We start from the raw sequence: 12260 nt of genomic DNA, 5'->3' as shown, positions 1-12260 counted from the left end.
ATCTGCTAAAAGTTTAGTTAATTCATCTAAAATTTCTTGCTCAATTACATCTCTTTTACTAGAATATAATTGCTCTGGTGTATAACGTCCAACAACACTTCTTGCTGCTGCATTTATTGCAGGATCTAATAATTCGCGTTCATAATCTTCACCTTTAGTTTTAATTAATAAACCTAAATTTTCAAACTCTGGTTCGTACCAAACCGTTCCGCTTACTTTTACTTCTAATCCATTTACAGAAAGTACATTCATTTCATCCGAAACCGATTGTTGACGTACTTTTCTTACAATCATTTTATTCCATGGAGCCACGATATGAAACCCTTCTCCATAAGACTTTTCTGTATTAATACCATCTCCAAGCGTTTCAAAAATTACACCACCTTCTCCAGGCCCTATAGTGACTGTAGATTTTGTAAATAATATAATTGCAGCTATTGCTATAATAACTAAAAAGATTCCTCCTTTAGGGAATTTCAATTCCATTTGATTATTTGCCATTTTGTTTATTTTTAATTTTAACAAATTTACAACTTATCATTATCAAACCCAATCCTTAAAGCAACAATCTTATTTTATTTCTAGTTCTAAGGTTATATGTTTTAAATTAAAATCAGCTTGTAAATCTTTTTTAATTTTTGCTTTTAATGCTTCTGTAGTTTTCAAAGAAAGCGTTTTATCTGCTAAGACTAAATGAGCAGTAAACACATTGTACTCTCCATCCATAGACCAAATATGGCAATCATAGACACTTTTTATTTCTTTATTTTTTAATATTTTATTTTGGATTTTATCAACAGAAATTCCAAGTGGAGTTGCTTGCAAAATTATTCTGATGCTTTTTTTTCCATTTTTAAAGACATTGTATAAAACAAATAGAGCTATTAAAACAGATAAGATTGGATCTAAAATAGGCACATTATAAAATTGCATAATTATACTTGCAATTAGAACTGCACACCAACCTAAAACATCTTCTAATAAATGCAGCATCACTACTTTTTCATTTAAAGAAACTCCTTTTTTTAATTTAAAAACAGCTGCACCATTTACAATAATTCCTAAAAAAGCAAACCACATCATACCCTTTGCATCTGCAGTTTCTGGATGTAAAATTCTAGGAATTGCCTCTGTTATGATAAATACAGAGCCAATTAGTAAAATTATTGTATTAATTATAGCCCCTAATAACGAAAATCTTTGGTAACCATAAGAAAACTTTTTAGTTGGCTTTTTCGTTGATATTTTTTGAAAATACCATGCCATTCCTAAACTTAAACTATCCCCTAAATCATGAACTGCATCTGAAGTTATAGCTAAGCTATTTGTATAATAACCACCAATAAATTCAATAATTGTAAAAAATAGATTTAGAAAAAAAGCTACTCCAATATTTTTAGTTGAATGATGATGTGAATGACTATGATTGTTTACCATATTTTTTAAAATAGACAATAAAATTTAACGAAAGATGCAAAAAATAGAATAAAACTATATTTTTCCGTAATATTTTCTGATAAACCATTCTGCTGATAATAATGCTATCACTATCAATAAAATCCATTTCCAATCAATTAAATTTTCTTGTTTGTTTGATGATTTTTGAATGGTATAAAAAGATTGGTTAGCTAAAAGCGCTTTGTTTAAGGCTTCAGTTTGGTTTTTGTAAAACAACTTCCCTCCTGTTTTATCAGCCAGCTTTTGTAATTTATTGCTATTGGCATTTGTAAATTGCGTTTCAATTTGGTAAGCTGTAATTTTAAAACGTCCTGACTTTTTTATACGCTGTCCTAAAACTGAAACTTGATATGTATAATCACCTGAAGGTAAATTTTCAATATTGGTTTGAAAAGAATTGTTAACTAAAGAAAAAGGCACTTTTGTAACTTGATTTGTTGTAGCGTTTGTAATGGTAATTTCTAAATTGGCTCTTGCATCAAATTGATAATTTTTATCAGTATAAAACGCAGCAATGGTAATCGTAGAATTCGCTGGATAAAGAGGTTCAGCATTAATTTCTAAGCGATCTCTTTTTTTATTAGACGCTAAATATTGAATTAAATTCCCAATAAATTTGTCAAAATCTTCGAAAGAATTGGTGTTTAAAAAACTATTGGCTCTCCATTTCCAGATGCCTTCACCTAATAAAAGTCCACTTTTTTGATTATTCTTATCAAAAGTTGCTAATAAAGGGCTATTTATTTGAACTCCATTGATATTTTGATACAATAATGCCTGATATTCTTGAGTAATTTTAACCTCACCAAATTTGTCTCTTAGAGGAGGAAAATCGTTAAAACCGATATCTTCTTGTAAAAAAGTTAAAAATGCATCATGATAAACTGCATTATAATCTTCTGTTTGATTGATGGCATTTTTAGAAAACCCTAATTGTTTTTGATTGATGAAATTCCAATCGGTTTTAGATCCAGAAATCAATAAATAATTGCTGTTTTTTTGCTGTATCTCATTTATAATTTTTGTAAACTTAGTATTAGGTTGATATAAAATAATTAACTGATAATCATTAATTTCATTTTTAAAATCACTAATGTTTACAATTTCAACTTTACGCTGTTTGTTGCTTTCTATGGCTTTTTTTATAGTTCCTAAATCTGGATGTAAAATGGACGTTAAGAGCAACACTTTAGTTTGCTCATCGATAACATCTACAGAAAAAGTTTTCGTATTATTTTTGATGTTTTTTTCACCTTCAATTTTTGCAACAGTTGCTGTATAATACTGTGTACCTTCTTTAGTTGATGTTAAGTTTGTTACAACAGTTACAGACTTTTTAGAAGCTGAAAAACGTACGTTTTTTCTAAAAACAGTTTTTCCTTTTGTTGCAATAGAAAATTGTGTTTTAAAGTCTTCATTCCCTTCATAATTTAAAATTACTTCCACAGGAAATTTATTCTTAATATAACTGTATCTATTTACATTTAATTGACTTATACTTACATCTACATACTTTGTAGTATCACCAACCACAATTGTATAAATAGGTTGCTTTGAGTTGATAAACTCGTAATCTTGACCAATAGTTTGATTGCCATCAGAAATTAAAACAATAGGGGAAATTTTATTTTTTTGATAGGCATTAACAGTAGAGATTGCTTTAGAAATATTAGTTTGAGGTTTAGAAAAAGATAAGCTATCCAAAGCTTGTATATCTTCTCCAAAAGCAAATTTTTGAAGATCAAATTTATTATTGATAGCTGAATTTGAATTTATTGCTTGTAAAATATTCTTTACTGCTTTATCTTCTTTAAAAAAAGAAATTGATTGAGAATCGTCTATCAAAAGCGATAGCGTTGGTTTTATATTGGTAGTTTTTATGGAATCAATCTTTATATTTATCAATAATAATAACAGTAAAAAAACACTTAATGTTTTTAAAAGAAACAACAAAAAAGTGACTTTTATTTTGTTTTTTACCCTGTAATAATATTGAAAATACGCAACAGCGATACTAAAAAATACAGCTAAAATTATATATAAAATCAAAGTAGAATGCAATAGATTTATTTTAATGGGAAAGATATAAAGAACTATTCGAAAAAGAAAAAACCTGCATCATTAAATGTTGCAGGTTTTTAAATAAGAAACTATTTAGGGTTTAGGGATAAAAAGGGTATTTTTTGTTTTATACAATAAAGATAAATTGATTATAAAGAAAAAAATACTCTTATAAGGTTAATGATTATTTACTTTAGACCATTTACAATAAAACTAAGACGAATAAAAAAACACCTGCAATTAGCAAGTGTTAAGTATTTATTAATCAAAATCTTAATTAAATTATTTTTACTTAGGTTAACATACCACCATCTACAGAAAGTGTTTGCCCAGTAATATAAGCACTCATATCTGAAGCTAAAAACACGCAAGCATTTGCAATATCTTCTGGCTTACCTCCTCTTTTTAAAGGAATAGAATCTCGCCAACCTTGTACTACTTTTTCATCTAATTTATCTGTCATCTCAGTTTCTATAAAACCTGGAGCAATTACATTACTTCTAACATTTCTAGAGCCTAACTCTAAAGCTACAGATTTAGAAAACCCAACAATACCAGCTTTTGAGGCTGCATAATTGGTTTGCCCAGCATTACCTTTTAAACCAACTACAGAACTCATATTAATTATAGAACCCGCTCTTTGTTTCATCATTGGTCTAATTACTGCTTTTGTTAAGTTAAAAACAGATTTTAAATTCACTTCAATCACCTTATCGAAATCATCTTCAGAAATACGCATTAACAAATTATCTTTAGTAATTCCTGCATTGTTAACCAAAATATCTATGGTTCCAAATTCTTTTAAGACCTCTTTTGCTAATTCTTGAGCTGCATCAAAATTAGCAGCATTAGATTGGTATCCTTTTGCAGCAACACCTAAAGCTTTTAACTCTTCTTCTAAAGCAGTTGCAGCATCTACAGAAGAACTATAAGTAAAAGCCACATTTGCACCTTGTTTGGCAAATTCTATAGCTATTCCACGACCAATTCCCCTTGTAGCTCCAGTAATTATTGCTGATTTATTTTCTAATAATTTCATACGGTTTCGTTGTTTTTAAGGCTTCAAAGATACTAAAATAAAAAAACTCGTAAAGCAAAAAATAGCTTACGAGTTTTGTTTTAAAAGTTTTTACTTCTTATACAGATTGATTTCTTAAAATTAAGATTTTACCTTTTTCTTATCAACATAATTAAAAAGATAATCTACCTCTAGTTCTTTAATTTTTCCTAGTTTTTTAAGTGATTTTACATCTAAATCTTTTTTATTACCAATTACCATAACATTGTAGGTTTCGCCTTTAATATTACTATCAAAAAATCCTTTTAAGTCTTCCATAGTCATATTTTTAATGGTATTGTACATTTCTTCTCTGTTGTCATTATCAATCCCTAATTTTTGCAATCTTTCGTAACTCCAAAAAATATTAGATTTGGTAATTCTTTGAGCAGCTAACTTTTTTAAGGTAGATTCTTTTGCAGCCTGAAACTGTTTATCAGCTTCTGGCATGTCATTCATCAACTCCATCATAGCATCTACAGCTTGCTCTAATTTATTTGCTTGTGTGCCTACATACGCCATTACGTAATTCGGATCGTCTTTTTTTGATGCGCCTTGATAAGAAGCGAAAGCAGAATAGGCTAGCGATTTAGATTCTCTAATTTCTTGAAAAACAATAGAGGATAATCCACTACCAAAATAAGTATTAAACAAAGTTGAAGCAGCCATATTTTCTGGTTTAAAAGGATCTCCTTTTGCTAAAAACAAGAGCTCTGTTTGTACCATATCGTAATCTGTAAAGAAAACATTACCACCTGTTTCTGTTTCTTTGTATTCTTTTGCAATAGGATATTCTTTTAATGCTCCATAAATTTTATGTTCTTTATCTAATGCAGCAATCGCGTTTTCAACATCTTTTCCATAATAAAAAACACGCTGTTTATAGTTTTTCATATCCTTTATCAAAGCCACCAATTCTTCTGGATTAATAGCTTTTAACTCATCAATTTGCATGATATCTCTTAAAGGAGAATCTTCTCCATATTTACCATAATTCATTAAGCCATTCCAAAGAATATTTCCTTTTTGAGTTTTTCCATCTTCACGACCTTTGTAAATTTTCTCTACATATTTGTTATACGCGTCTTCATCTGCTTTGGCATTATCCCATAAATGTTCTAATAAAGCCAATCCTTTTGGTAAATTTTCTTTTAAACCATTTAAACCTACATAGGTTTTATCACTTGCAGTACTTACATAATAAGAAATTCCTAATTTATAAAACTCTTTCTTTAATGCTTCATTAGTGTATTTATCTGTACCTAAATATTCTAAATAACCTGCAGCTAACGATAGTTTTTTATCATTATCACTACCCATATCAAAAATGATATTCATATCAAATAAATCATTTTTTTCATTTAATACATACGAAACTTTAATATCATTAGCAGTTTTAGATTCTTTAATGGCCGTTTTGTAATCTACAAATTGAGGTTTTAACTCCTCAGACTCCATTTTATTAAAAGCTTTGATATAGTCTGAACTTTTATCTCTATTTAAATTAACAGGTGTAATTCCAGGGTTTTCAACTTTTACAATATTTTTATCTTCACCTTTTCTTTTGTAGGTAACCACATAATTATCCTTATAAAAATCGTTAGCAAATGCAACCAATTCTTCTTTGGATATCTTTTTTAAATCATCTAAAAATTGAACTCTATCTGCCCAATTTTGTTGGTAAATAAATGCATCTACATATTTATTTGCTAAAGCAGAGTTATTTTCATATTGACGGGTTTCGCTTAATTTTAAATCATTTACGACTGCATCAATCATCCATTCTTCAAATTCGCCGTTTTTTAGTTTGGTAACTTGTGCTAACAATAAATCTTTAACTTCATCTAAAGATTGACCTGATTTTGGTGAACCTGTAAACGTGTGATAACCATAATCATTTAAAAATGTTGTTGAACAACTTGCGCCTTGTACGGCTTGTTTTTGATTTAAATTTAAATCGATTAAACCTGCATTACCATTAGCCATAATCATATCTGCTAATGTTACCTTTTTCTCATCGTTAGTATTTACACCTCCAGATCTATAGGCGATAGATATTGATTCTGATGTTGGGCCGAAAACTTCGTTAACAATTGGTGCTGTTATTGGTGCTTCTTTTGGTAGTGTTGGATGTGTTAATTCTTTTTTCTCAAACTTACCAAATGCATCATTTACTTTAGCTATTGTTTTATCAAAATCTAAATCACCCACCAAAATAATTGCCATATTATTAGGTACATAATACTTATTGAAATAGTTGTGAATATCTACCATTGATGGATTTTTTAAATGCTCTCCTGTACCAATTGTAGTTTGTTGTCCATAAGGATGATTTGGAAATAACCCATCTAACATTGCTGCATACCGCTTTCTAAAATCGTTATCTTGACCTCTATTAAATTCTTCAAAAACCGCTTCTAATTCTGTATGAAAAAGTCTTAAAACCAAAGTACTAAAACGTTCAGCCTCTAAACTTATCCATTTATTAAATTCGTTTGAAGGTATTTTATTGGTATAAACCGTTTGCTCAAACCAAGTATATGCATTGGTACCAGTTGCCCCTAAAGAAGCTGTCATTTTATCATATTCATTAGCAATGGAATAGTTAGAAGCTTCTAAAGAAACCTTATCTATTTCTTGGTAAATCGCTTTCTTTTTTTCAGGATCTTGTTCTGCCCTGTGTTGTTCGTATAAATCAGAAATTTTATTTAAGTATCCTTTTTCCTTTTCCCAATCTGCTGTCCCGATTTTATGAGTTCCTTTAAACACCATATGCTCTAAATAGTGAGCTAAACCAGTAGATTCTTTTGGATCGTAATTAGAACCTGCTCTCACTGCAATATAGGTTTGAATTTTTGGTTCATCTTCATTCTTACTGAGGTATACTTTTAAACCATTATCTAAAGTATACAAACGCAAACCAGTGGGGTCGTTTTCTACAGTTTCATATGTAATGCCATTAGCATCTTTTTGTGAAGTTACCTTGTAATTTTTTTCATTTTCGGTTTTGCAGCCTACAGCAGCAACAATTAGTAAACTAAAAGCCAGTATTTTAATTTTTTTCATAATAGTTTGATTTGTTGAATTAAAAAATCCGTTGAATTTACGAATTCAACGGATTTAATAATAATTTATTATAAAACCTTAACAGTTTTTTAATGTTTTTACGGTTACTTTAAAACATTCGCAACCATTTCTCCTATTTTTGCTGGAGAACTTACAACGTGAACACCATTTTCTGCTAAAATTTTCATTTTTGCTTGTGCAGTATCATCAGCACCTCCAACAATAGCACCTGCATGTCCCATTGTTCTTCCTGCTGGCGCAGTTTGACCAGCAATAAAACCTACCACTGGTTTTCTATTTCCATCAGCTTTAATCCATTGTGCTGCTTCTGCTTCTAAATTACCACCAATTTCACCAATCATTACAATAGCTTCAGTTTCATCATCATTCATTAACATTTCTACAGCTTCTTTAGTTGTGGTACCAATAATTGGGTCTCCACCAATACCAATTGCAGTGGTTATACCAAAACCTTGCTTTACAACTTGGTCTGCAGCTTCATACGTTAATGTACCCGATTTTGAAACAATCCCTACTTTACCTTTTTTAAAGATAAAACCAGGCATAATACCAACTTTTGCTTCTTCTGGAGTGATGACTCCTGGGCAGTTAGGCCCAACTAATCTTGTATCTTTACCTGCAATATAGGCTTTTACTTTTACCATATCTGCAGTGGGGATACCCTCTGTGATACAAATAATCACTTTGATGCCTGCATCTGCAGATTCCATAATTGCGTCTGCAGCAAAAGCTGGTGGTACAAAAATAATTGAAGTATCTGCTCCTACTTTTTCAACAGCTTCTACAACTGTATTAAAAACAGGCTTTCCTAAGTGTTCTTGACCTCCTTTTCCTGGAGTAACACCACCAACAACATTGGTTCCATAATCAATCATTTGGCCAGCGTGAAAAGTACCTTCACTACCTGTAAAACCTTGTACAATAATTTTTGAATCTTTGTTTACTAAAACACTCATGGTTTGTTATTTAAGTTCCTTTTGTCTTTACAACATTTCCCAATAAAGGAAAATTATAGGGATTATTATTAAAATTTATACAAAAATAGTTGATTGTTACCTTTCAAAAAAGAAAAATCAAAAATTCTTATTTTAAGAATTCTATATAAAAAGTTAAATTTTATTTAGAATCATATTTTTCTTTTAGCAGCCTTTTTAAACCTGCCAATTGTTTTAATTTCTCTCTAGATTCTTCTATAGGTGTTCCAAAATAAGATTTTCCACCTTCAATAGATTTCGTTACTCCTGTTTGTCCCAAAATTACAGCTCCTTTACCAATTGTAATTCCGCTATTGGTACCTACTTGCCCCCAAATGGTAACTTCATCTTCTATAATAACACAACCTGCAATTCCTGTTTGTGAAGCTATTAAACATTTTTCACCAATTACAGTATCATGACCAACATGAACCTGATTGTCGATTTTAGTACCTTTTTTTATAGTGGTATCTCCAGTAACACCTTTATCAATTGTACATGAAGCTCCTAAATCTACATCATCCTCTAAAACTACTCTTCCTCCAGAAATCAACTTATCAAATCCTGAGGGTCTGTTTTTGTAATAAAAAGCATCTGCACCTAATACAGTATTAGCATGAATGGTTACATTATTGCCTATAATACAATTATCATAAATAGTAACATTGGGATGAATTACACAGTTTTTACCAATTACGACGTTATTACCAATAAAAACGTTTGGTTGAATGATAGTGCCATCTCCAATAATAGCAGATTCTGCTATACTTTCTTGTGATGCAATAAATGGATTAAAATGTTTGGTAATTTTATTGAAATCTCGAAAAGGATCATCAGAAATTAACAAAGACTTTCCTTCAGGACAAGCTACTTTTTTATTGATTAGAATAGTTGTTGCTTTAGAGTTTAAAGCTTTATCGTAATATTTAGGATGATCTACAAAAACAATATCACCTTTTTCTACAACATGAATTTCATTAATTCCTAAAATCTCGAAATTTGTATCGCCAATGAAATCAACATTTAAAAGTGATGCGATTTCCTGCAAAGTTTGTGGATTTCTAAATTTCATACTTGCAATTAGCATTTTGCTATTGGCTATTAGCAAAATGCTAATTGCTAAAAGCTGATTTTATTCTTTAATACGTTCTTGATACGTACCTTTTGTAGTTTCTATCTTAATTTTATCACCTTCATTTATAAATAAAGGCACATTTACAGAAGCCCCTGTTTCTACAGTAGCTGGTTTGGTTGCATTTGTTGCAGTATTCCCTTTAACTCCTGGTTCTGTGTGAGTTACTTCTAATATTACACTTTGAGGCATTTCTACAGAAAGCGGCATATTATCTTCTGAATTGATAATTATGGTAACTATTTCACCTTCTTTCATTAAACCTGGTGAATCTAATGCGCTTTCTAACAATCTAATCTGTGAGTAATCTTGTTCGTTCATGAAGTGATAAAACTCCCCATCATTATACAAGTATTGAAATTTATGTGTTTCTACTCTTACATCATCAATTTTTCTACCAGCAGGAAAAGTATTGTCTACTACTTTGCCATTAGTAACACTTTTTAATTTAGTTCTTACAAACGCAGGTCCTTTACCTGGTTTTACGTGTAAAAATTCGACGATTTTATAAATATCATTGTTATACCTGATACATAAACCGTTTCTAATATCTGAAGTTGTTGCCATTTGTTAATTTTTATTTGTTGGTTAGTGGTTGTAGGTTTTTAGTTAATGCTATATACCAAAAACAATGAACCAAAAACGATAAACTTACTATTAATTTGCTTTATAATATCCTTTCATTATTCCTCTATGGGAATCTTTAATGAATTGAACAATTTCATCTCTTTCTGGTGTTGCTTCCATTTCTGCTTCAATAATATTTATAGCTTGAGAGTTATTGTAATTCATTTGAAATAAGATTCTGTATATATTTTGAATTTCTCTTATTTTATCTGTTGTAAAACCTCTTCTTCTTAACCCTACTGAATTAATACCCACATAAGATAAAGGTTCTCTTGCTGATTTTACATAAGGTGGTACATCTTTTCTAACTAAAGACCCCCCAGTTACAAATGCGTGATTACCTACTGAGGCAAATTGATGTACAGCAACCATACCAGCTAAAACTACATTATCGCCAATGGTAACATGACCTGCGAGTGTAGTATTGTTTGAAAAAATACAATTTTTACCAACAAAACAGTCGTGAGCAATATGACAATAGGCCATAATTAAACAATTGTCTCCAACTACAGTTTTAGATCTATCTTTTGTACCTCTATTAATTGTAACACATTCTCTAATGGTTACATTATCACCAATTTCTACAGTAGTTTCTTCATCATCAAACTTTAAATCTTGTGGAATAGCAGAAATTACAGATCCAGGAAAAATTCTACAGTTTTTACCAATAGTGGCGCCTTCCATAATTGTTACGTTAGAACCTATCCAAGTTCCAGAACCTATTGTTACATTATTATGTATTGTTGTAAAAGGTTCAATAACTACATTTCTTGCAATTTTGGCTTGGGGGTGTACATAAGCTAAAGGCTGATTCATAATTTATTTTTTTCTTGCTATTTGTGCCATTAATTCTGCTTCTGCCACTAATTTTCCATTAGCATAGGCATATGCTTGCATATGACAAATACCCCTTCTTATAGGTGTAATTAATTCTGCTTTAAAGGTTAAGGTATCTCCAGGTAAAACTTTCTGTTTGAACTTTACATTGTCCATTTTCATAAAATAGGTCAAGTAATTCTCTGGATCTGGCACTGTACTTAACACTAAAATACCCCCACATTGTGCCATTGCTTCTACTTGTAAAACTCCTGGCATTACTGGTGCTCCTGGAAAATGTCCTACAAAGAAATTCTCATTCATTGTTACATTTTTCATTCCAACCACGTGCCTATCAGAGAGTTCTAAAATTCTATCAACCAATAAAAAAGGTGGTCTGTGAGGTAAAATATCCATAATTTGATGAATATCTAATAATGGAGGTTGATTTAAATCGTATTGAGGAACATTATTCCTTTTTTCTGCTTTTATAATTTTTGCCAATTTTTTAGCAAATTGTGTATTGATTAAATGGCCAGGTTTATTAGCAATAACTTTACCTCTAATTCTTGAACCAACTAAAGCTAAATCTCCAATAACATCTAACAATTTATGACGCGCAGCTTCATTTGCCCAATGCAAAGTAAGGTTATCTAAAATTCCGTTTGGTTTTATAGAAATATTTTCTTTGTTAAATGCCTTCTTTAACTTTTGCATTGTACTCTCAGACAATTCTTTATCTACATAAACAATTGCATTGTTAAGGTCACCACCTTTTATAAGATCATTTTCTAGCAACATTTCAATTTCATGTAAAAAACTGAATGTTCTTGCACCTGCAATTTCGGTTTTAAAATCTGAAATATTTTCTAAAGTAGCATTTTGAGTACCTAAAATTTTAGTACCAAAATCTACCATTGTTGTAACTTGGTACTCATTAGATGGCATTAAAATAATTTCACTACCAGAAATTTCATCTTTATAAGAAATAATTTCTTTAACTACATATTCCTCAATTTCTGCATCTTGCTCTTCGATACCTGCTTTT

The 12260-nt window shown here is 30.3% G+C and carries 10 protein-coding genes; all 10 read right to left on the bottom strand.

Annotation, left to right across the window (positions count from 1 at the left end; all coding sequences use genetic code 11):
• A partial coding sequence (locus ACTG3V_RS13635; RefSeq protein ID WP_439132724.1) for a prohibitin family protein occupies window positions 1-501 on the bottom strand: 501 nt, incomplete at its 3' end.
• Window positions 502-570: 69 nt separating this feature from the next.
• Window positions 571-1437 (bottom strand): cation diffusion facilitator family transporter, encoded by an 867-nt coding sequence (locus ACTG3V_RS13630; protein WP_439132723.1) that lies wholly within the window; start codon window positions 1435-1437, stop codon window positions 571-573.
• A gap of 54 nt (window positions 1438-1491) precedes the next feature.
• A complete protein-coding gene (locus tag ACTG3V_RS13625) occupies window positions 1492-3303 on the bottom strand; it encodes a VWA domain-containing protein (RefSeq protein WP_439132722.1) in 1812 nt (603 codons plus the stop codon).
• A 508-nt stretch (window positions 3304-3811) separates the two neighbouring features.
• Entirely contained in the window at window positions 3812-4558 is a 747-nt protein-coding gene (fabG, locus tag ACTG3V_RS13620; RefSeq protein ID WP_439132721.1) for a 3-oxoacyl-[acyl-carrier-protein] reductase, read from the bottom strand.
• Window positions 4559-4678: 120 nt separating this feature from the next.
• Window positions 4679-7642 (bottom strand): M16 family metallopeptidase, encoded by a 2964-nt coding sequence (locus tag ACTG3V_RS13615; RefSeq protein WP_439132720.1) that lies wholly within the window; start codon window positions 7640-7642, stop codon window positions 4679-4681.
• A 104-nt stretch (window positions 7643-7746) separates the two neighbouring features.
• Window positions 7747-8619: a succinate--CoA ligase subunit alpha gene (gene sucD / locus ACTG3V_RS13610; RefSeq protein WP_439132719.1), complete on the bottom strand. Its 873-nt coding sequence runs from the start codon at window positions 8617-8619 to the stop codon at window positions 7747-7749.
• Between the two features lie 160 nt (window positions 8620-8779).
• On the bottom strand, window positions 8780-9709 hold the full coding sequence (locus ACTG3V_RS13605) for a UDP-3-O-(3-hydroxymyristoyl)glucosamine N-acyltransferase (protein ID WP_439132718.1): 930 nt from the start codon (window positions 9707-9709) through the stop codon (window positions 8780-8782).
• A gap of 60 nt (window positions 9710-9769) precedes the next feature.
• Window positions 9770-10336, bottom strand: coding sequence for an elongation factor P (efp, locus tag ACTG3V_RS13600; protein WP_439132717.1), 567 nt, complete (start codon window positions 10334-10336; stop codon window positions 9770-9772).
• 90 nt (window positions 10337-10426) lie between these two features.
• Window positions 10427-11212 (bottom strand): acyl-ACP--UDP-N-acetylglucosamine O-acyltransferase, encoded by a 786-nt coding sequence (lpxA, locus tag ACTG3V_RS13595; RefSeq protein ID WP_439132716.1) that lies wholly within the window; start codon window positions 11210-11212, stop codon window positions 10427-10429.
• Between the two features lie 3 nt (window positions 11213-11215).
• The coding region (locus tag ACTG3V_RS13590; RefSeq protein ID WP_439132715.1) for a bifunctional UDP-3-O-[3-hydroxymyristoyl] N-acetylglucosamine deacetylase/3-hydroxyacyl-ACP dehydratase at window positions 11216-12260 on the bottom strand (1045 nt) is incomplete at its 5' end.

It is taken from the genome of Polaribacter sp. (assembly GCF_965660385.1).
GTDB lineage: Bacteria > Bacteroidota > Bacteroidia > Flavobacteriales > Flavobacteriaceae > Polaribacter.
This window is presented reverse-complemented; position numbering and strand designations above follow the sequence as displayed.

Coding starts and splice junctions, on each gene's coding strand:
- sucD (WP_439132719.1), bottom strand. CDS start 8,619: ATGAGTGTTTTAGTAAACAAAGATTCAAAAATTATTGTACAAGGTTTT.
- fabG (WP_439132721.1), bottom strand. CDS start 4,558: ATGAAATTATTAGAAAATAAATCAGCAATAATTACTGGAGCTACAAGG.
- ACTG3V_RS13630 (WP_439132723.1), bottom strand. CDS start 1,437: ATGGTAAACAATCATAGTCATTCACATCATCATTCAACTAAAAATATT.
- ACTG3V_RS13605 (WP_439132718.1), bottom strand. CDS start 9,709: ATGAAATTTAGAAATCCACAAACTTTGCAGGAAATCGCATCACTTTTA.
- ACTG3V_RS13615 (WP_439132720.1), bottom strand. CDS start 7,642: ATGAAAAAAATTAAAATACTGGCTTTTAGTTTACTAATTGTTGCTGCT.
- efp (WP_439132717.1), bottom strand. CDS start 10,336: ATGGCAACAACTTCAGATATTAGAAACGGTTTATGTATCAGGTATAAC.
- lpxA (WP_439132716.1), bottom strand. CDS start 11,212: ATGAATCAGCCTTTAGCTTATGTACACCCCCAAGCCAAAATTGCAAGA.